Annotated in this window: 22 protein-coding genes; 7 read left to right on the forward strand and 15 right to left on the reverse strand. The window is 38.1% G+C overall.

The annotated features are described in order from the left end of the window. Positions 1–14: 14 nt before the first annotated feature. Both AN161_RS01670 and AN161_RS01675 read right to left on the reverse strand, forming a co-directional pair. Positions 15–152 (reverse strand): hypothetical protein, encoded by a 138-nt coding sequence (locus AN161_RS01670; protein WP_206743134.1) that lies wholly within the window; start codon positions 150–152, stop codon positions 15–17. 410 nt (positions 153–562) lie between these two features. Beyond that, complete coding sequence (locus AN161_RS01675) at positions 563–850, reverse strand: DUF6509 family protein (RefSeq protein ID WP_053592646.1); 288 nt, start codon at positions 848–850, stop codon at positions 563–565. 168 nt (positions 851–1018) lie between these two features. Here AN161_RS01675 and AN161_RS01680 point away from each other — a divergent pair, with 168 nt between their 5' ends. The 5 genes from AN161_RS01680 (at position 1019) to tatC (ending at position 6497) form a co-directional block, all read left to right on the forward strand. Then, positions 1019–2203 carry a serine-tRNA(Ala) deacylase AlaX gene (locus AN161_RS01680; protein ID WP_053592647.1) on the forward strand — a complete coding sequence of 395 codons (1185 nt, stop codon included), beginning with the start codon at positions 1019–1021 and terminating at the stop codon, positions 2201–2203. Positions 2204–2912: 709 nt separating this feature from the next. Next, on the forward strand, positions 2913–3659 hold the full coding sequence (locus AN161_RS01685; RefSeq protein ID WP_053592648.1) for a gluconate 2-dehydrogenase subunit 3 family protein: 747 nt from the start codon (positions 2913–2915) through the stop codon (positions 3657–3659). Positions 3660–3676: 17 nt separating this feature from the next. Beyond that, complete coding sequence (locus AN161_RS01690; protein ID WP_053592649.1) at positions 3677–5389, forward strand: GMC family oxidoreductase; 1713 nt, start codon at positions 3677–3679, stop codon at positions 5387–5389. 47 nt (positions 5390–5436) lie between these two features. Next, complete coding sequence (tatA, locus tag AN161_RS01695; RefSeq protein WP_053592650.1) at positions 5437–5640, forward strand: twin-arginine translocase TatA/TatE family subunit; 204 nt, start codon at positions 5437–5439, stop codon at positions 5638–5640. 11 nt (positions 5641–5651) lie between these two features. Continuing rightward, the gene (tatC, locus tag AN161_RS01700; protein WP_053592651.1) at positions 5652–6497 is read left to right on the forward strand and encodes a twin-arginine translocase subunit TatC; all 846 of its coding nucleotides are present in this window, start codon (positions 5652–5654) and stop codon (positions 6495–6497) included. A gap of 14 nt (positions 6498–6511) precedes the next feature. Here tatC and AN161_RS01705 read toward each other — a convergent pair whose 3' ends face one another. From AN161_RS01705 to AN161_RS01755, 11 genes are all read right to left on the reverse strand, one after another. After that, complete coding sequence (locus AN161_RS01705; protein ID WP_053592652.1) at positions 6512–7327, reverse strand: metallophosphoesterase; 816 nt, start codon at positions 7325–7327, stop codon at positions 6512–6514. 279 nt (positions 7328–7606) lie between these two features. Continuing rightward, positions 7607–8329, reverse strand: a complete 723-nt coding sequence (locus AN161_RS01710) for an amino acid ABC transporter ATP-binding protein (RefSeq protein ID WP_053592653.1) — start codon at positions 8327–8329, stop codon at positions 7607–7609. Next, positions 8322–8981 (reverse strand): amino acid ABC transporter permease, encoded by a 660-nt coding sequence (locus AN161_RS01715; protein WP_053592654.1) that lies wholly within the window; start codon positions 8979–8981, stop codon positions 8322–8324. The genes AN161_RS01710 and AN161_RS01715 overlap by 8 nt, the downstream gene beginning before the upstream one ends. A gap of 85 nt (positions 8982–9066) precedes the next feature. Next, a complete protein-coding gene (locus AN161_RS01720; RefSeq protein ID WP_053592655.1) occupies positions 9067–9867 on the reverse strand; it encodes a transporter substrate-binding domain-containing protein in 801 nt (266 codons plus the stop codon). 469 nt (positions 9868–10336) lie between these two features. Then, positions 10337–10696, reverse strand: a complete 360-nt coding sequence (locus AN161_RS01725; RefSeq protein WP_053592656.1) for a Na+/H+ antiporter subunit G — start codon at positions 10694–10696, stop codon at positions 10337–10339. Then, complete coding sequence (locus AN161_RS01730; protein ID WP_053592657.1) at positions 10674–10958, reverse strand: Na(+)/H(+) antiporter subunit F1; 285 nt, start codon at positions 10956–10958, stop codon at positions 10674–10676. The genes AN161_RS01725 and AN161_RS01730 overlap by 23 nt, the downstream gene beginning before the upstream one ends. Continuing rightward, positions 10958–11440, reverse strand: a complete 483-nt coding sequence (locus AN161_RS01735) for a Na+/H+ antiporter subunit E (RefSeq protein ID WP_053592658.1) — start codon at positions 11438–11440, stop codon at positions 10958–10960. The genes AN161_RS01730 and AN161_RS01735 overlap by 1 nt, the downstream gene beginning before the upstream one ends. Further along, complete coding sequence (locus AN161_RS01740; RefSeq protein ID WP_053592659.1) at positions 11440–12945, reverse strand: Na+/H+ antiporter subunit D; 1506 nt, start codon at positions 12943–12945, stop codon at positions 11440–11442. Before AN161_RS01740 ends, AN161_RS01735 begins: the two co-directional genes overlap by 1 nt. Next, positions 12938–13276, reverse strand: coding sequence for a Na(+)/H(+) antiporter subunit C (locus AN161_RS01745; protein WP_053592660.1), 339 nt, complete (start codon positions 13274–13276; stop codon positions 12938–12940). Before AN161_RS01745 ends, AN161_RS01740 begins: the two co-directional genes overlap by 8 nt. Positions 13277–13279: 3 nt before the next feature. After that, positions 13280–13702 (reverse strand): Na(+)/H(+) antiporter subunit B, encoded by a 423-nt coding sequence (locus AN161_RS01750; protein WP_053592661.1) that lies wholly within the window; start codon positions 13700–13702, stop codon positions 13280–13282. Then, complete coding sequence (locus tag AN161_RS01755) at positions 13692–16103, reverse strand: Na+/H+ antiporter subunit A (protein WP_053592662.1); 2412 nt, start codon at positions 16101–16103, stop codon at positions 13692–13694. The genes AN161_RS01750 and AN161_RS01755 overlap by 11 nt, the downstream gene beginning before the upstream one ends. An 896-nt stretch (positions 16104–16999) precedes the next feature. Between AN161_RS01755 and AN161_RS01760 the strand changes: the two genes are divergently transcribed. Continuing rightward, positions 17000–17689: a histidine kinase gene (locus tag AN161_RS01760; RefSeq protein WP_053592663.1), complete on the forward strand. Its 690-nt coding sequence runs from the start codon at positions 17000–17002 to the stop codon at positions 17687–17689. A gap of 55 nt (positions 17690–17744) precedes the next feature. Here AN161_RS01760 and AN161_RS01765 read toward each other — a convergent pair whose 3' ends face one another. After that, positions 17745–18950: an MFS transporter gene (locus tag AN161_RS01765; protein ID WP_053592664.1), complete on the reverse strand. Its 1206-nt coding sequence runs from the start codon at positions 18948–18950 to the stop codon at positions 17745–17747. A 125-nt stretch (positions 18951–19075) separates the two neighbouring features. On the opposite strand from AN161_RS01765, the gene AN161_RS01770 reads away from it, so the two are divergent. Beyond that, positions 19076–19795 (forward strand): DUF421 domain-containing protein, encoded by a 720-nt coding sequence (locus AN161_RS01770; RefSeq protein ID WP_082339584.1) that lies wholly within the window; start codon positions 19076–19078, stop codon positions 19793–19795. Between the two features lie 18 nt (positions 19796–19813). On the opposite strand, the gene AN161_RS01775 is transcribed toward AN161_RS01770, so the two are convergent. Next, the gene (locus AN161_RS01775; protein WP_053592665.1) at positions 19814–20518 is read right to left on the reverse strand and encodes a CBS domain-containing protein; all 705 of its coding nucleotides are present in this window, start codon (positions 20516–20518) and stop codon (positions 19814–19816) included. Positions 20519–20995: the final 477 nt, after the last annotated feature.

Below are 20995 nucleotides of genomic sequence, written 5' to 3' on the forward strand. Positions count from 1 at the left end.
TAAAAATCGGCTCTTCACCATAACGTGGGATTGATTTCCGTTCCGGCTGGGCGCTTTGTTGCTGACGCTTCGCTTTCGCAAAGCTTCCTGGGGGCGTCCGATGAGCCGCTTTGCTTCGCTGTAGGGTCTCGGGCCAACACGATGTTGGTCACGAAGGCGTTATCACAGGATGTGATGCTTTTAGCCTTCGTTCCTCTATCGCTAATCCCCAAGGAGTCGCCCAACCTCCACTCCAATCAACTATATACATAGCATACGTTTTAAAAAATATTATCCCTAACTTTTAATGATAAATTTAAAAATCCCCGTTTTTTTATATCTTAAACATAGTTTAGCTCATGAACACAACAAGATTATTTCACCAATCTTAAATAATCCTTAATTTATTTAAAAATAAGGCAGTCAAAAGATATTTTTGGACATAAAGTTAAAATTCCACGTAGACTCCCAGGAGACAAACAAGAGTACACCAATGTAACTCTTGCCTGCCCACTGAAAGAAAAGCGGAATTTTACCAAATAAAAATATTAATTTTTGTTTGGAGGACTTTTACACGAGCATATTATGCTTTTGTAATTTCCTCTTTGCAGAATGCTAAAATTTCTTCTAGCTCTTCATCCTCTAATGCAAAATCTAAATACTCACCTTTAGCTTTTTCCAGGATGAAGTAATTTAAAATAAATGGCTCTTCACCTTTTTCAGCAATTAATACACGAATTTCAATTCCTGCTTCGTGATAAAGTTCATCTTCCTCATCAATATCTACATCTAAAATAAATTCATAACGCTTGCCTTCAATAATGTTTGTTGGATCTAAAATTTCTTCCATTGAGAATTGTGTAATTTCCATTGTATTATCTCCTTTAAGTTAACCTGTTCTTTTATATATTAAATCAAATTCAGCATGGGTCAACTAGAAAACTCGTATACACTTGAAAGTAATTATGCCAAAATAAAATGGAACTAATTGAGAGACCTGCTTCTCTTAAGAATACTCTACATAAAGGAGGCTTTTTTCTTGAAAGAACTACTATATTATCAAGATGTTATGCTACGTGAATTTAAAGCAACAGTTATCAACAATGGAACTGATAAAGATGGCCGTAACTACGTGGTGCTATCTAATACTGCATTTTATCCAACAGGAGGCGGACAACCTCATGATACAGGTACTTTAAATGATATCGAGGTCATTGATGTTGAGAAAATTAATGATGAAATTCTTCATTATATTCAAGGCGACTCTTCGACTTTGGCGGGAGAAGTGCATGGTAAATTGAATTGGCAACGACGTTTTGATCATATGCAGCAGCATGCAGGTCAACATATTTTAACAGCGGCTTTTGTCGAGCTTTTTGATGCACCAACTGTTAGCTTCCATTTGGGTAGTGAGCAGGTCACAATTGATATTGCCGTGGATGCCCTAACAGAAGAACAACTTGTAGCCGCGGAAGCCCGTGCCAATGAAATGATTCTAGAGAATCGTCCAATGGAAACGAAATGGATTACAGAAAAAGAACTTGAAAACTATAGCCTACGTAAAGAGGTAGCCGTCACAGGAGATATTCGACTTGTTATTATTCCTAACTTTGATTACAACGGCTGTGGCGGTACCCATCCAACATCAACGGGACAAGTAAGTGCGATAAAGATCCTTGGCACAGAGAAAATGAAGGGCAATATTCGTGTCTCCTTTGTCTGTGGTCACCGAGTTTTAGCAGAGCTTGCCATGCGAAAGAAAGTACTAGCTGACGTTGCAAGACAATTAAGTGTACCTGAAGCAGAAGCGGCTACAGCACTTACAAAAATCTTAACAGCACAGAAATATACAGAAAAAGCACTCTTAGCAGCAAAAGAAGAGCTGCTAAATTATGAAGCAAAAGCGCTAGTCTCTAGTAAAAAACGTATTATTACTGCAGCCTTTACTCAGCGTACTATGCAGGAGCTTCAAAAATTAGCAAGAACTATTGTCGCTGAGCAGACAGAATCTATCGTATTACTCGTTTCAAAAAATGAAGACAAGCTTCAGTTTGTAGCAGCACGTGGCGCAAAAGTTGAGAAAAGTATGAAGGATATTGCTGCAAAGGCACTGCCACTCATTAATGGAAAAGGCGGCGGCAGTGATCAAATGGTACAAGGCGGTGGCGAGCGTATTATCTCTGCCGAACAACTATTGGAAGCTATGCAAGAAGTACTTAACTGACCTTTTCGATAATAAATTACCAAATAGGAGCTGCCCCATTGCTAGGGTAGCTCCTTTGTTGTTAAAAACTATTTATGTCAATGAGATCAAGATGTCCTATTTAAATAAAATATGACTCTTTGGCAAAACGAGGGGTTGATTTCCGTTCCGACTGAGGCGCTTTTGTTGCTGTGCGAAAGCGAAGCGGCAATAACAGTAGATGTACAATTGCGTCACTGATATAAGTTTATTCTGTTCGAGCTTCCTGCAGAGAAAGCGAAAAAAGTGACTCGACTTTCGCCCACAGGGAAACGAATAGCCTGAAACAGAAATCACCCTCATTTAAAGCGCCACAACATTCACAAATGTTTCCTTAACCATTTTGTTTTTCAACCCTATAAAGAGCTATCCTTACTTGGCCAGCTCCTTTATTTATTCATTCACAATCATTATCACTTGCTACACTTTCACGTTCTTCTTTTACTGCCTTCTCCTACATCGATGCTTAAACTTCCTCATTATTCGCAGATACCTGCTCATTGAAGCGTTCATCCCCTTCGCAACTCACATTTATCAACAACTTACCCACAACTTAACTAAATTACAACAAAATGAATTATCTATTTGGATTAAATTTAAAAATTTCCCAAGTATACCTGATTATAATTTACTTTTTTTGCTGATTATAAAAAATAGGATAGTTTCTATACATTTTGAGGGGAGGATTTCTATGAGTCCAGAAAAGGATGTTTCACGTCGTGATTTTTTAAAAACAACAGGAATCGCTGCAGGTACATTAGTCGGCGGTGGATTAATTGGGGGTCTTGTAGGCTATAACATGCATGGAAAAGGAACGACCACGTTAGAGCATGGTCAGCATGGAACTGCTACTGAAGAGACTGGCTCGCCGAAAGCTAAAATGTTTTTTATGAATCAAAGGGATTTTAATATTTTAGCAAATGCTACTGAACGTATTTTCCCTGAGGATGATTTAGGTGCAGGGGCAAAGGGCTTGGATGTGCCTTATTTTATCGATCAGCAGCTAGCTGGGCAATATGGAAGTAATTCCAAAGAATATATGCATGGACCATTTGGTGAAGGTGCTCCAACACAGGGCTATCAGAGTCGATTAACCCGCGCAGAAATTTTTAAGCAAGGTGTTCAAAAATTGGAGTCGGAAGCACAGAATCGCTATAAAAAGAGCTTTAATGATATAGATGGTAAGCAAATGGATGAGATTTTAACTGCCTTCCAGAAAGGCGAAGTGCAAATGAGTGGTGTCACATCTGCTTTCTTCTTTACTTTATTACGTGCAGCGACAATAGAAGGCGCTTACTCTGACCCAATATATGGCGGGAATCGTAATATGGATGGCTGGCGTATGAAGGGCTTCCCTGGTCATCAAATGGCGTACATTACTCAAATCGAAGATCCGAAATTCCAAAAAATTGAGCCTAATTCATTAGGCAGCCACTAATATAAGGGGGTTAGAAAATGGCAACAACATTACCAGGTGTAGACGTTGTAACAGTCGGTGTAGGTTGGACTGGCGGCATTATCGCTGCAGAGTGTACAAAGGCTGGCTTGAAGGTCGTTGGTCTGGAGCGTGGACAAAAGCGTGGCACAGAAGATTTTCTGACTATCCATGACGAGTATCGTTATGCAATTCGTTATGATATAATGCAAAATCTTTCAAAGGAAACTGTAAGCTTCCGTAATAATCGCAATATGAAGGCTTTGCCTATGCGTCAGCTTGGTTCCTTTTTACTTGGTGAAGGGCTTGGTGGCTCTGGCACACACTGGAACGGTATGACCTATCGCTTCTTACCGTATGATTTTCAAATTAAAACATTGACAGACAAACGTTATGGTCCGAATAAGCTTGGAGCTGATTATTTATTACAGGATTGGGGATTAACATACGATGAACTTGAGCCCTATTTCGACAAATTCGAAAAAACGGCAGGTATTTCCGGAGATGATAAAAATCCATTTAGCGGAAAGCGTTCAAATCCTTATCCGACGGGACCTATGAAAATGACCCCGATGCTTACACAATTTGAAGAAGCTACAAAAAAATTAAAATTATCGCCCTACATGGTTCCTTCTGCAAACGTATCAGAAGTTTATAAGAACCCTGACGGTGAAACGATTAATGCTTGTCAATATTGCGGCTTCTGTGAGCGCTTCGGTTGTGAATATGGCGCCAAATCATCTGCAGAGGTTACTGTTGTCCCTACTGCATTAAAAACGGGTAATTTTGACCTGCGCTATAATTCCAATGTTGTTGAAATCTTAAAGCAAGGCAATAAAGTAACTGGTGTCCGATACATCGATACGATATCTGGTGAAGAATTTATTCAACCAGCAAATGCTGTTGTACTTACGAGTTATGTCTTTAATAATGCCAAGCTATTAATGGTTTCTAACATCGGAGAACGATATGATCCAGCTACTGGAAAAGGAACACTTGGAAGAAACTATTGCTATCAAATACTCCCTGGAGCTGCAGGATTCTTTGATGAGCAGTACAACACATTTATGGGTGCAGGCTCACTCGGTATGAGTTTAGATGACTATAATGGCGATAATTTCGATCATAGTGACTTAGATTTTATTCACGGTGGAAATATAGCTCTGACGCAAACAGGTGCACGTCCTATCGGCTCAAACCCAACACCTCCTGATACACCAACATGGGGACCAGAATTTAAAAAGCAATCGATTCATTACTATACACGTTCATTCGGGATTGGTGCACAAGGGGCTTCGATGCCACATAAAGAAAATTATTTGTCTCTTGATTCTACGTATAAGGATGCTTACGGCTTACCTCTAATGCAATTAACGTACAACTTTACTGATCAGGATCGCGCGCTTCATAAATATATTTCGGCACGTGCAGCTGAAATTATGAAAGAAATGGGCGCCAAAATTGTTGTCCCAAACGCTGAAATCACTGATTACAATATTGTCCCGTATCAAACAACCCATAATACAGGTGGAACAGTTATGAGCTTAAAACCAGAGGACGGCGTTGTAAATAACTATCTGCAGCATTGGCATGTAGAAAATCTTTTTGCTGTGAGTGCTGGAAACTTTCCTCACAATAGTGGTTATAATCCTACAGGTACTTTAGGGGCACTAGCTTACCGCTGTGCAGAGGGTGTTGTGAAATATAGTAAATCAGGTGGTTCCTTAGTTTAACAAGTAAATCGGTATAGCTAGACATTTTATTAAAAGGAGGCAAGACTATGGGAGGTCTTGGAGCAATTGGAGTACCTGGGTTAATCATCATTTTAGTCATTGTTTTAATCGTGTTTGGTCCAAGAAAATTGCCTGAAATCGGCGGTGCAGTCGGTAAAACATTTGCAGAGTTTAAAAAGTCCACGAAGGGGCTTATCGATGATGAGGATGAACCAGCGAAAAAAGTTGAAAAAAAATCTGACGCTTCGTAGGAGGTTTTCCTATGGATCCATATGAAGAAGAAAAAAGAAAATATTTAAGTCCACTTGATAAGAAAGAAGCTGAGCCTCTCACACCTGTGGAGGCTTTTGTTGAAATTCCAATAGAAACAATTGAACAGGATACGGTAGCTGATGAACCACTTTTTCCAGTGGCATCATTACTTGAACATCTTACAGAACTGCGAAAACAAATTATTAAAGGGCTTATCGTATTTATTTTATTTTTTATTATCGTACTCTCTACCATTAATATTTGGTTTCCTTATGTCACTCGAGGGCATTCTCTAATTATTTTAGGGCCGTTAGAGGTAGTTAAGTTTTACATGACAATTTCCACAACACTAGCATTCGGACTAGCTATGCCATTTTTAGTTCATTTTTTGTGGAGCTTCGTAAAGCCAGGTTTAAAAGAAGAAGAAAGCCGCTTCCTCGGTCTTTATGCACCTGTTATGCTTGTACTCTTTTTATTAGGTGTAGCTTTTGGTTACTTTATTGTTAATCCACTTAGCTACTCATTTTTAGTGGGCGTAGGGGCAACTAATTTTGATGTTATGGTATCAGCAAGTGAATATATGCATTTTTTAGTGATGACAACTGTACCACTAGGACTACTCTTTGAATTACCAATCGTAGCCCTCTTTTTATCGTCCATTGGTGTACTAACTGCTGACTCCATGAAAAAAATACGAGGCTGGTCCTACATCGCGATGGGTGTTGGTTCTGCTGTGATTACACCACCCGACTTTATTAGTCAGCTACTCGTATTAATTCCAATGCTTATTTTATATGAAATAAGCATCTATCTTGTTAAACGTATAGAGCGTAAACAAATAGAAAGCACTGCGTAGCAAAGACGCAGTGCTTATTTTTTCTTTAATTCCATTACAAGAATCTCTGGTGGATTAAAAATTCGAAATGGTACTGTACTATTACCTAATCCTCGACTAACGGCCATAGTTGTTGTTCCTTCCTCAATAACTCCAGCCGTATATTTCGGGAATACTCCCTGTCCTCGTGCGAAAAGACCGCCGATACCAGGAATTCGAACTTGTCCACCATGTGCATGTCCTGCAAATACTAAATCAATTCCAAACTCCACATACGTATTAAACACTTCTGGTCGATGTGCTAGTAAAATCGTTAATACATTTGGTGGAACATTTTTTGTTGCTATCTCTAGCATTTCTTTCGTTGTTCTACCTGATAACGGATCTTCTATGCCCACAATCGCCAAGCGCTCCCCGTCGCGCTCAATGACGGTCGATTCATTGGACAACACATGTACACCTAACGATGATAGCTCCTCATAAATTACATTCACTTTATTCGTCGCTACTTCATGGTTTCCTAGTACATAATAGACATCCGCTAATTTAACTAATCCTCTAACAGCCTGCAAGCTTCGCTCCAAATTATAACGATTACTATCAACTAAATCACCTGTAATAAAAATCAGGTCAGGATTTGTTGTCTTCACCTTTGCTATGAGTTTCTCTTGATGTTCGCCAAAGAGAGCATCCTGTAAATCTGTTATTTGCGTAATGCGTAGCCCATCAAAGCTGGCGGGCACTTTTTCTGACTCGAATTCATGCTTGCTTACAACCAGCCAATGATTGTTTACGTACAAAAAAATGACTATAAAAACAACAAAAAAAGCTACATATAATAATTTTTTCAATCGCAATCGCTCACTTTATGGCTACTTATTCAGAATCAACTCTGACTCTACTATTATAAGCATAAAACTGACTGATTGTAAGCACATACACATAAAATCCATAGATTGCACAAAAAAGTAACCCAAAATCATTCCCATCGAGTCACTCTTCATTTCACGCTTTGGTGTTTCTTAAATCTCTCCAAAAGATTTCGTATGACCGCCCCTCCATTGGTTTCAACAAGATGCCTAGTTCCCGAACGCTCCTTATAGATACCGTAAAAAATGCGTTTCCTCGTTTTATAGTACTTTTTCTAAGAAATCTTTCGCACGTTGTGTTGACGGTGCTGTAAAAAATTCCTCTGGTGATGCATCCTCAATTAATTTTCCGCCATCAAGGAATAGTATACGGTCAGCCACTTCACGTGCAAAGCCCATCTCATGCGTTACGATTAACATCGTCATCCCAGTGTCAGCAAGATTTTTCATAACGGCTAATACCTCTTTTACCATTTCAGGGTCAAGAGCTGAAGTAGGCTCGTCAAATAAAATTACTTTTGGATCCATTGCTAGTGCTCGAGCAATAGCAACACGTTGTTTCTGTCCTCCCGATAGACGGTTTGGATATTCATTGCGCTTTTCAAATAGGCCTACTTTCGTTAATAAATCTTCTGCCTTTTTGATAGCCGCTGACTTATCCACTCCTTTCACATTAATCGGTGCATATGTTAAATTTTCAAGTACCGTTTTATGAGGAAAAAGATGAAAATGCTGAAATACCATGCCGACTTCTTCACGGATCTTCATAATATTTGTCCCTTTGTCCGTTAGAACGTCGCCCGCAATTGTAATCTTTCCGCTCGTTGGCTCTTCTAATAAATTTAAGCAGCGCAGGAATGTTGATTTACCAGATCCTGATGGTCCAATAATGGCGATTACTTCTTTTTCTTTAACTTCTGTTGAAATACCTTTGAGTACTTCATTTTGTCCATATGATTTGTGTAAATCTTCAATTTTAATCACTTTTTCTCATTCCTTTCTCAATTCGTTTACCAAGGAACGTTAATACTAGCGTCATAATGTAGTAGATCACACCTGCAAATAGTAAAGGCTCAAGATAGCGATATGTTGAACCACCTACAATGTAAGCACGGCGCATAATATCAAGCGCACTAATAACCGTGACAACAGCTGTTTCTTTATTTAATGTAATAAACTCATTTACTAAAGATGGTAAAATATTTTTTACGGCTTGTGGAATAATAATATCTTTCATCATTTTTGCATATGGAATACCTAGCGCTTGTGCCGCTTCCATCTGTCCTTTATCAACCGCATTAATACCAGCGCGAATGATTTCTGAAATATAAGCACCTGAGTTTAACCCGAATGCAATGATAGCCGTTGGAATTGGTTCAATTTGAATATCTAATAACTGTGGGACGGCATAGTAAATAATCAATAATTGTAGTACGAGCGGTGTACCACGGAAAATCGATGTATAAAAATCTGCAAACCAACGCAAAACATTCACTTTACCAATCTTACATAATGCTAATAATATACCAACTATAAAACCGATGATGGATGCACCGATTGCAATTTGAAGTGTAACACCTATCCCTTTTAATATATAAGGAATAGAGGGAATGATAGCTGTAAAATCTAAATTCACAGCGCCCCCTCCTTTCTTGTTCTCTTTTAAGGAAACGAAAAGCGCAAGCGATAGCCCAAAATAGAGCTATCGCAAGTCAATTGGCTTATTCAACTTTTTCTAACCATTTTTCTTCTAGCTCTTGAATTTTACCTTCATCAGCTAATTCTTTTAATGCTTTGTTAATTTTATCTTTAAGATCGCTACCTTTTGGAATAGCGATTGCTTTGAAGTCTTCAGGTTGCTCTTCGACTGGGAACGCTACTAATTTATCGTTTGTTTTCAGATAACCTTTCGCCACGCCACCCTCTAAAATTCCAGCATCTAAACGTTTAGACATCATGTCTTGGATAATTTCAGGAATTCGTGTACGTCCTTCAACCTTTGCATCTACTTTTTTAGCAATATCATTACCTAAATTTTCTTGGATAGAAGCTGTTTGCACACCGATTTTTTTACCATCTAAATCAGCCTCTTTTTTAATACCGCTATCCTTTTTGACAATAATCACTTGCTCCGTTTGATTATATTTATCAGAGAAGTCTACAACTTCTTCGCGTTCTTTGTTCGGTGACATACCAGAAATAACAATATCAACTTTACCTGCTTGTATAGCTGGCACTAGGCTATTGAAGTCCATATCTTGAAATTGCATTTCTACATCAATTTTTTCACCAACTAATTTAATTAAATCAATATCAAAGCCAATAATTTCTTCACCTTTTGCAGCATCAACATACTCGAATGGTGCATAATCAGCTGAAGTACCTACTTTTAATACTTGCTTTTGTTCAGTGCCTTCGTCAGCATTTGAATTTTTATCGCTTGCTTTATCATCTTTTGCGCCACATGCTGCTAGTACACCAATTACTAGAACGAGCATGAGCGTGAAAAACTTGTTCTTCATATTCAATGATCTCCTTTTATTTATGTTTTATTGTCTATGAGAATCTAGTTCTCGAAAATAGTCAAATGGATATTTATTCACTTTAGAGAATAAATACTCTATCTGCTAATAAGATATACTCTTTTGAAATAATAATCAAGCTAAACTCAAACTTTTTTAACAAAATATTATACACGAAATTTTCTGATAAATCTATCTATTTAAACTTTCCCATAGAAATTTAGCTTATCACCATAACGTGGGGTTAATTTCCGCTTCGCTTGCGCTCTATGATCCCATCTGTGACGTTATCCCCTAGGCGTCGCCCAGCCTCCACTCCAATCAACTTTTATACATAGCATACATGAACAATTTATACTTACCCTTTCGTTTTGAATAACTTAGACTTTTTTTATGCACCTTTCTTTTCAGCCAAGGCGAAATCGATTCAACAAAAAAGACCCCCAAAAATGGAGGTCTGCCTCATATCTTATTTTTCATCTGCAAATAGCTTTTCCTTCAGCTCATCTTCCCCTGATCCTTCTGCTAAAGGCACGCGGGAGCGATACGCTGCACGACATATTAAATGCCCTGCCACAGGAGCCGTTACAAAGACGAAGGTAATTCCTAAAATTAAACGTACACTAACATAGCCATCATGCACCCAAAAGTAAATAAATGCGCCTAATAGACATGTTAAGACCGACAATGTTGAACTTTTCGTTGCAGCATGTGAACGCGTGTATACGTCAGGTAAACGAATCATTCCAAATGCACTAATAACACTTACAATGGAGCCAATCAAAATGAGTATGACTGCCGCCCATTCAATCATTTGATTTACGTTCAACAATCACACCTCTTTCAATATATTTCGTAAACGCAATCGTGCCGATAAAAGCTAAAATACCTAATATTAAAATGGCTTCTAAATACGCCTTAGTCTTCAATATAATTGAAACGATAGCGATTGCTGAAAGTAAATTAATACCTATTGTATCAAGTGCTATGGCACGGTCAGGCAAAGAAGGACCCCGAATAACACGAAATAACGACAATGCAATAGATACACTGAATAATGCGAGAGCCAATAGTAAAATTTTTTCAATCATTAACGTGTCACCTCCATGATCGCTTGTTCAAATTTTCCTATTGAACGAATGACAGCTTCTTTCGACTGTTCAATATCCATCGCATGAATATAAAACACATCTCCCTCTTCAGAAACCTCCATTACTACTGAACCTGGAGTAAGTGTGAGCAACAACGCAAGCACTGTTACTTCCCAATCTCCCTTGAGTGCTGTTTTATACGTAAATATACCAGGAGTAATATTGAGCTTCGGAGTAGTAATTTGTCTTAACACGCTGTAACTCGATAATAGTAGCTCCCAATTAAAGAGCCATAATAATTTAATGATTGAAAACACACGTCGCAAATAAAATTGTGTGCCATAAAAGCGATGCATAGCATATAAAATCCCTATACCGACGATAAAACCCATTAAAAATGTCGAAAACTGCGGAATAACTTCATCCTGTAACAATAACCAAAGTGTTGCGATAAATAAATTTAAGATAAATTGCATCGCCATTATTTATTCACCTCACCTTGCCATGTTGTGCCATCCAGCACTGCATCAATATAGATCGATGGTGTGTAGAGCGTTTCTGCTGCGTCTGTTACATATGGAGCCATCCATTCAGCTCCAATTCCTAAACCAATTGTACAAGCTGCTAACAATGCTAGTGGCAATACCATACGCTTTGGTAACGGCTTTTCATCCTCTAGACTAATAATTGTTTCCCCAAAGAATGACGAGAGAAATATTCGTAATAGGGAATACAAAACAATTAAACTAGATAAAAACCCTAGTCCTAGTAGAACAAAATTTCCGCCCTCTATAGCTCCTTGTCCAATTAAAACCTTACCCAAAAAGCCACTTAATGGTGGTATACCTGCAAGTGAACACATGACAATAAAGAATAACCAGCCAAAAAGAGGATAATTTCGAATAAGCCCACTCATTTTATCGATAACCGTTTCACCAGTAACATAAATCATCGTCCCAACTGCTAAAAACAACATGGCCTTAGCTACCATATCATGCATCAAATAGTAGGTTACGCCCTGTAAGGCAGACTCAGTACCGATGGCAAGACCAGCTACTATAAATCCAACACCAATAAGGACGTTATAAGAGGCAATTGTTCTTACATCCCGTCCTGCCAGTGCTCCCATACATCCAGCAATAATCGTAAGCCCTGCCATGACTCCAAGTGCCATATGTGTCACTTCCGTATTATTTGGGAAAAGTAATGTAAAGGTGCGGACGAGCGCATAAATTCCAACCTTTGTTAATAATGCTGCAAAAAGTGCTGCTATAGCTGTTGGAGGTACACTGTATGAGCCTGGAAGCCAGAAGAATAATAATAGGCCAGCCTTCAAGCTAAAGACAATTAAGAAAATAAGAGCCACAGTCGTGATCAGTGGGTCAGCTCCTAGCTCCATCACGCGGACAGAAATATGTGCCATATTCAACGTTCCAACGGTTCCATATAAAAAAGCTAATGCCACTAGGAAAATCCAAGATGCAACAATATTGATGAGTACATATTTTAACGCCTCGCGCAGCTGAACTTTCTCGCCACCTAAACTAATAAGTGCATAAGAAGCAAGTAACATAACCTCAAAGCACACAAACAGGTTAAAAATATCCCCTGTTAAAAATGAACCGTTAACTCCCGCTACCATAAGTAGGACAAACGGGTAAAAATACATCTTTTCAAAGCTCTTACCGATTGTGAAAATGGCATATAACAAACAAATGACTGCAACAATATTTGCTGTTAACACAAGTAGGACTGCGAATGAATCAGCAACAAATAAAATGCCGAATGGCGGTGCCCAGCCACTAAAATCAATACGCATCACGCCTTGTTCCTGAATCTCTAGCAATAAAATGACACTAATAAGGACAACAAAGCTTAATGTCAATAAACTAATGATGCGCTGCAAAAAAACATTTTCACGTAAAAACACAAGTAAAATCGCCGTAATAACCGGCACTATTAATGGTAAAACAATCAAATTACTCATCCGGCGTACCTCTCAATTCATCAAAATTAGCCGAACCGTTAGTTTTATAAGCTCGGTAACCGAGAACAAGCACGAACGCCGTCACTGCAAAGCTAATCACGATCGCAGTTAAAATTAATGCTTGCGGTAGAGCATCTGTGTAAGGACCTTCCGATTCTTCTAAGAGTGGCACGTTCCCCTTTTTCAGTCCACCCATCGTTAAAATCAGTAAATGCGCCGCATGCGATAATACCGCAGTTCCTAGAATCACACGTAATAACTGTTTCGAGAGGATTAAGTACGTCCCAACAGCTACTAATACACCAACTAAAACTAGTATTAAAGACTCCATTGGCTACTCATCCTCACTTATACTTAAAATAATTGTGACCACAACACCTACAACAGTTAAAGCTACGCCAGCTTCAAAAATCGTTACAGTCGAAAAACCCATTTTCCCGAATATCGGTACATTTATATAACTATGTGCCTGCGTTAAAAACGGTACATCCAAAAATAATGAGCCGATAGCTGTGCCTGTTGCAAGTAATACTCCGAGCGCTGCAACTTTTTTAAAATCAAATGGTATCCCTTTATGCACTGTTTCAATGTCATACGCTAAATACAGTAGAACAATGCCAGAGGCTAGCACGAGACCACCTATAAAACCTCCACCTGGAGCATGATGCCCTGCAAAGAATAGATAAATACCAAGGGTTAAAATAATGAATACGATTGTCTTTGTGACAGTACGTAAAATGACGTCATTAATTTTCATGGTCCGTCTCCTCCTTTCGCGGCTTCAGCTTCGTTAGTGCATACACCCCTAAGCCAGCAATCAGAAGAACGACAACTTCTAGCATCGTATCAAATGCACGGAAATCGCCTAATATTGTGTTTACAATATTTGAACCACCCGCTAGTTCGTAGGAATCATTAAAATAAGTGGCCACTGGCTCAAAGCGATCGAAATGGACAACCGCTAAGCCAATTAATGTAACTGTGGCACCAACGAAAATGGATATAACCGCCTTAGACCATTGCACTTTTTTATGGGAGGCTTCAGGCATTAAATCAGGTAAATATTTAAAGCATAGAAGGAATAAAGCCGTTGTTACAGATTCAACAACTAATTGGGTCAACGCTAAATCAGGAGCACGGAAAATAACAAAGAAAAAGGCAATTGAATAGCCAAGCACGCCATTCAACAGCATTGCCGTTACTCGTCCTTTGGCGAAAATCATCCATACAGCTGCGAACATCATCACAAATACTAAAATGAGCTCATAGGACTCAATTGTGGAATCCTTCGCAAAATCAAATGCAATTGCATCCGACCAAATAAAATATCCTGCAATTAAAGCAACAAAGAATACATATATATAGATGAAATAATGTGTTAAATTACCTGTCATATAGCGATTAGTAAGTTTTGCAGAACTATTTTCACTAAACTCAATCATACGATTGTAATACGTATTAAAGGTATATCTTTGAGGGAATATCCGATACAAAGGCTTCCATCTTTTTAACGTTTTAAATAAGATCGTTCCAATAATAATTACTCCAAGAGTCATTAACACTTCTGCATTAATGCCATGCCACGCATGAATATGTGGTGTTAATTCACTAGTTAATGGGAATGTTGGATAAATACTCGCCATAGCAGGTTCTAAAATATAATGTCCTAGCACATTTGGGAAGAAGAAAATCCCAACTACGAAAACGCACAGTATGATTGGCGAAAGTAGCATGCCTAAAGGAGCTTCATGCGGTTTTTTATCCACCTTATCTGGCTGTAGTTTTCCGAAAAACGTTCGACTTATTAAAATCACACTGTAAACAAATGTAAAAATACTTGCCACCCACGCCACTATTGGAAATAGCAATCCCACATCAGAAATTGAAAACGCCTCTACATCGCGAATAGCTAGTACCGCAGTGAAAAACATTTCTTTACTTAAGAAGCCATTAAACGGAGGTAATCCAGCCATAGAAAACCCGCCTATAACTGCAATGGTGAAAGTTACAGGCATCAAGGCCATTAAACCTCCGAGACGGCGAATATCTCGTGTTCCCACTTCATGATCGACAATACCGACCATCATGAACAGGGCACCTTTAAACGTGGAGTGATTAATGAGATGAAACAACGCTGCAAAGCTTGCCTGCGTATAAAAAACGGTATTTTCAGCATAACCGTAATAATGACCGACTGACCCTAGCCCAAATAAACTCATAATCAAACCAAGCTGACTAACCGTTGAAAAGGCCAGCAACGCCTTTAAATCCGTTTGACGCACAGCATTAAACGAACCCCAGAACAACGTTACAAGGCCAACGACACTTACCAGCCAGAACCAGACAGCCTCTCCTCCAAATATTGGGGAAAAACGTGCAACTAAATATATACCGGCCTTTACCATTGTTGCCGAGTGTAAATATGCACTGACTGGTGTTGGCGCCTCCATCGCATCTGGTAACCAAATATGGAAAGGAAACTGTGCAGATTTTGTAAATGCACCGATTAGAATAAGAATTAACGCTGGGATAAACAGTGTATGATCACGTATAACCTCTACATTGGCTACGATTTCACGAATACTAAATGTATCTGATGCCACATGAAGCATTAGAAATCCTGCAAGCATTGAAAGGCCACCGAAAACGGTAATGGTCATGGCTTTTCTTGCACCAGCGCGAGATGCTTTTCGATGATGCCAAAATGCAATTAACAGGAATGATGACACACTTGTTAGCTCCCAAAATGTGTATAATACCATTAAATTATCTGAAAAGACGACGCCAAGCATAGCGCCCATGAATAGTAATAAATAGCAGTAAAAATGATGAAGAGATTCTTTCGTTGATAAATAAAAAATAGAATATAAAATGACTAAACTACCTACACCCGTAATCAGCAAACCAAAAATCATACTGAGTCCGTCGAGGTAAGTTGTGAAATTTATATCAAAAGAGGGAATCCACTCATATGTATGAATAAACGTTTTACCCCCGGCTATTTGAGGAATGTAGCGCGCGAGTAAAAGAAACAAGATGAATGGAACGGATAAAACAAACCAGCCAAGATGTGCAACACGCCTTAGTTGCCTATAAAGTAGTGGAATAAGCGCAGCACAAACAAATGGTAAAAGTATCGCAATGAGAACTGTAACCAAATGAAAACCTCCTACTATCAATTTCGTTCAACAATTTGCTGTTTGATATGATGCGAAAAACTGTAGATATGAGACAATAGCCGATAATAAAGTATTCCCAAATCTGCTGAAGTTACTACGTTTATCCTTTGCTTCACGCACAAAAAATCAATAACAATTGCTGGAGACTCTAACTTTTTTCAGCTAACTGAAAAATACTAAAGCCTTTTTGCATCTCACCATCCAAAAGACGGCAAAAAATATTTGATGAATAAAGCTAAATAACATATCAGGTTGATTTTTATCACGTACCTAAAGTGCGTGCTCCTTCGAATTGGAAAGTAAGTGGTGTTGAAGTGTCAATATGATTAATAGAAAAAGACAAACTAGTTCTTCAACGTTTAAATTCATTCGGCATGTATTTTATGCAGTGAATGAATTTAATCGAAGCTTTTGGTGATAGCACTGCATAAAATCAGGGGAATTTTCAGGCTATGAGCTGCATATCCTGTGAAGCCTAAGTGACCAGTGGCGTACTGCCCTAAAGCCTTTGGAAAATGGCGTGACTTTTGTAGAGATAATATGTACACACGTTTCAAAATCAGTCTCAATTTCACTAAGACGTATCAAGACACTTGACTATCTATTTAACTAACTGCATAATAGTGTGGCATATAGAAGCAATTGGTTTAAATGCACGAAATGCATAAATTAAATAACTGAAAAGCATAGAGATAAACCTAGTTACTCAAGGTTTCCCCGATATATTGTCATTAACTTTTATACAATTTTAAGTATACAATATAAATGAGCATAATGCACTGTATCAGTATCATTTTTAGCTGTTTTAGGATATTTTTTTCAAAACCGACAATCGAAATAACAAAATAACAACAAGATAAGAGGTGTGAATTTTTATGAAGCATGTGAAAGGGCGTTTGGATGAAAGTATTTTAGTTTGTGTCTACTATGGACTTAACGGTGAGCGTTTAATACGACGTGGTCATAAAATGGCTACAATGTTAGATTGTCCACTATATATTCTTTCGGTCGATTCGCAACCCCTTGATGCATTTGATGCAGAGAAATCTAGCTACATCGAGCAATGGAAAAAGCTATCTGATGAACTTGAAATTGAAAAGTTCATACTACTAGATGATGAAAAGCGCCCAATACAAAAAGTTATTGCAGAAGTGGCAAAAAATTACGGAATTTCCCAAATCATCGTAGGCCAAAGTGCACAGAGTCGCTGGGAGGAAATTACAAAAGGCTCATTCCTAAACGTCTTATTAAAAGAGGTACCTTTTGTAGATTTTCACATCGTAGCTGTCCAACGTCCAACTGACGATGATGATGCAAACGATACATATGAAAAAGGTGTACGTGCTTATTTAATCAAACAACATGAAGATTTTAAGGTAGCATTTACATGTCCTAAATACGTATCCATTGAAGGTATATTTTTCAAAGAAATTGGCACTGATTTTGATAATGGCATTTTCAAATTCACCTACAACGATAAAATGCATGAAGTCCATATATCAGAGGGTCATGTATTAGATAAGGACAAACTACCAGCTGAATTTCTATCACCATTACGTCAATAAAAACGCGTTCCTCAAGCTTAGGAACGCGTTTTTATCTATCACTCTTACCTGAGTCTTACACCGCAGATGCTGGTTTATCCTTAGGTAAGAAAAATGCTACTAGTAATAATAATGGTAACAAAGAGACGACCATCATCGTAAAATCGATGCCCCTATGATCCATTAATACACCTATTACCATCGCACCAATTGCACCCATTCCGAAAGCAAAGCCAGTCGTTAAACCAGCCATTGTACCAATTTTTGTCGGGACAAGCTCCTGTGCGTAGACCACTGTTACCGAGAAGCTAATCATAATTAGCGTACCGATAATCACTAAAAATATCATTGCTGTCCATAACGGTACATAAGGCAATGCTAAACAAAATGGCATCGGTACAACAACGGATAGTAAAATAACGTTTTTTCTACCAATTCGATCTGATAATGAACCTCCAAAAAATGTGCCAACGACGCCAAATGCCATAAAGGTGAATATTAAAATTTGACCAAGTTTAAGACTAATTTCATAATGATCCATTAAATAAAACACATAAAAACTTGTAATATTAGTTGTATAAAATGATCTCGCAAAAATAATAGTAAATAGTAACGTCAACGCAATGCCTACTTGTTTCTTTGTTAATGGAGGCAAGTTAGAAACTAATACTCGTTTTTTCTTTGCAATACGTTCTTGCTCCAACTGCTTTTTATACCACGTTGCAATTTTACTCAATAGTAGAATACCTATTGCAGCCACTACTAAGACCATTGCTGCACCACGTTGCCCAAAGATAGCGAAAATATAAGCACTAATTAATGGTGCGAGTGCTTGCCCAGAGTTACCTCCAACTTGATAAATCGATTGAGCAAGTCCTCTTTTTGAGCCTGCTGCCATAAATGAAACACGTGAGCCCTCAGGATGAAAAATAGCTGAACCAAATCCTAAAAATAATACCGCAATAATAATTATCCAATATTGTGATGTGAACGCTATAATGGCAATGCCTATGAATGAACTAATCATTCCAATTGGCAAAGCATAGGGCATTGGCTTTTTATCGCTAAGAAAACCAACAACGGGCTGCAAAGCAGAAGCAAACATATTTAATGCAAACGAAATGAGACCTATTTGTGTGAAGGTTAATCCTAAATCACTCTTCAATATTGGGAACATCGCTGGAATAACTGCTTGCATCGTATCGTTGATAAGATGGGCAACAGCTATTGCAATCATAATTGGATAGACCGGGTTATTAAAATTTTCTATTTGTTTATTCATGCTGCTACCTCGCTTTCTAATCTTTGTAAATTTTCATTATAAGAGATCTTCGCATACTATTGACCTTTTTGCACAAGCTATTCATTGAAAATAGCAGTTTTAAGGGAGTTGATTTATGTATGAATATAGACGAATTTTTTAAAGCTGATTTTTGGGAAATGATACTTAGGTCCACACTTTCCTTCTTTGCGTTACTCATTGTAACTCGACTACTAGGAAAAAAACAGCTTGGACAACTTACATTTTTCCACTATACAACAGGTATCACATTTGGTTCTATTGCATCAGAAATAGCAGCACAGGCTGAGACACCCTTTTTAGATGGACTTATTGCCCTCATTTGGTGGAGCGTTTTAACATATTTAATGACCGTCATTACCATTAAATCTAAAAAAGCTCGTGTGATTGTTGATGACAAGCCAACAATCCTTATTCAAAATGGACTTATTTTAGAATCTGCCTTAAAGAAAAATCGTTTGCATATGGATGAGTTAGCAATGATGCTACGGGAACAAGCTATATTCTCTGTACAAGATGTACAATATGCGTTACTTGAAACTACGGGTAAACTAAGTGTGCTACCAAAACCCGCTGAGCAACCAGCGACAAAGCTAGATGTAAAGGCCGATGTTACACCACCAACCTATATACCAACAGAAGTAGCTTCAGATGGGCAAGTTATTTATGAAAACTTAGTTGAACTTGAATTGACTGAAGATTGGCTTATGAAAAAACTGAAAAAGCAAAATGTCCAATCAGTTGAAGATGTTTATTTTGCTCAGGTTCAAGCAAACGGCTCCCTATATGTAAGCTTAAAGGATAAAGCAAGACGATCAAGCCCTTAACAGCTTGTCTCGTCTTGCTTAATCTATTTTTACAATGTCCAACGGTGTAACAATGCCGATTAGTTTTTGATGTGGCCTCCCATGCTCCGTTATTAATAAGGCTTCAAAACGGCGTCCCCGCTCTACGCCTTGTTTAAAAATATCTTCAGCCTCGTAAATCGTTATGTATCTACTCACAAATTTGTAATTCACTCTATTTTTTTCATGCATTAAAATATCATATAAGGTGGGAACCTTTTTAGGTATTTGATTGCCTCCCATCACCGTAGCTAGCCAGTTTGTGATTCCTACTGTCGTCACAAGTCCTTTAAATTGATCTTTATGGTATACAGGAAACTGTGTAAATTTACGATGGCGTATGACTTTTAATACATGTTTTAATGAATCTTTTTCCTGAAAAGCTAGTACTTTTTTGCGAAACATTTGTCCAACAAGCGTTGGCTTAGCAAGTGTTGCATCTATGTATTCAATTCTTTCCACCACGTCTATATGTGGTTCAGCAATGACATAATCTAAGGACGTACGATGATGAACAATGGCATTTCGTAAATCTGCATAAGAGCGTAAATCGTCTTCGTATTTACGAACTAGTACATCCTTCTTCTTAGCTTGATCGATAAGACGATAAAAAGGCATAAAATCCTTTGCACCGACAATATCTCTTAACCTGTGATCTATCCGATTAAACGCTGTGAGAAAGCGATCGGAATTTTCCGTAGCCAATATTATCCACCTTCCTCTTATGTATATTTTCATATTTTCCGAGTTATTTGACAAATCATGAGTATTAGCTACATTATATTCCTAAGTTATGGATATTCCAAGAATAGTTAATATTGTCCTAAATAATCTTCTTTCCTAAGCTCCTTTATTCCTATTTTTTTTAGACATTTTTATGACTCATCCCCATAACGTGAGGTTGATTTCCGTTCCGACTGGGTGCTTTGTTGTTGCTGTCGCTTCGCTTTCGCACAGATAAAACATTGTTGCTGTCGCTTCGCTTTCGCACAGATAAAACATTGTTGCTGTCGCTTCGCTTTCNGTCGCTTCGCCTACAAAAACATTTGCTGAATGAAGATAAAAAAATCTTCTCTAAACTACTTGAAAGTTATGCAACGTCATTTTGTACAATATTGGTAACAGTCAAAAAGGGGGATTTGGATTGCTTGTCATTCATGAAGTTTCAAAACAAACAGGGGT

This window comes from Lysinibacillus sp. FJAT-14222 (genome assembly GCF_001278875.1).
Taxonomy (GTDB): domain Bacteria; phylum Bacillota; class Bacilli; order Bacillales_A; family Planococcaceae; genus Lysinibacillus; species Lysinibacillus agricola.